The 656-nt window shown below is 63.6% G+C and carries 1 protein-coding gene; it reads right to left on the bottom strand.

From position 1 onward, the window contains the following. On the bottom strand, nucleotides 1-656 hold a 656-nt coding region (locus tag BST28_RS22995), incomplete at both ends, for a cytochrome c oxidase subunit I (protein WP_207570203.1).

The raw sequence follows: 656 nt of genomic DNA, 5'->3' as shown, positions 1-656 counted from the left end.
CGATCGATCATGTGCGGGTAGTGCAGCTCGAAAGCCGGGCGCTCCGAACGGATCCGGGGCAGCTCGGTGAAGTTGTGCCGCGGCGGCGGGCAGCTGGTCGCCCATTCCAGCGAGTTGCCGTAGCCCCAGGGGTCATCGACGGTGACGACCTCGCCGTAGCGCCAGCTCTTGAACACGTTCCAGGTGAAGGCCAGCATCGAAGCGCCCAGGATGAAGGCGCCGACGGTGGAGACGATGTTGAACGGCTGGAATCCGTCGGTGGGCAGGTAGTCGGCGTAGCGGCGCGGCATACCCATGTTGCCCAGCCAGTGCTGGATCAAGAACGTGGTGTGGAACCCGATGAAGGTCAGCCAGAAGTGCAGCTTGCCCAACCGCTCGTCGAGCAGCCGGCCGGTCATCTTCGGGAACCAGAAGTAGATTCCGGCAAAGGTGGCGAACACGATGGTGCCGAACAGCACGTAGTGGAAGTGCGCGATCAGGAAGTAGCTGTCGCTGACGTGGAAGTCGATCGGCGGGCTGGCCAGCATCACGCCGGTCAGGCCGCCGGCCAGGAAGGTGACGATGAAGCCGAGCGAGAACAGCATCGGCGTCTCGAAGGTCATCTGGCCCCGCCACATGGTGCCGATCCAGTTGAAGAACTTCAGCCCGGTCGGGAT

It is taken from the genome of Mycolicibacter kumamotonensis (assembly GCF_002086285.1).
GTDB lineage: Bacteria > Actinomycetota > Actinomycetes > Mycobacteriales > Mycobacteriaceae > Mycobacterium > Mycobacterium kumamotonense.
This window is presented reverse-complemented; position numbering and strand designations above follow the sequence as displayed.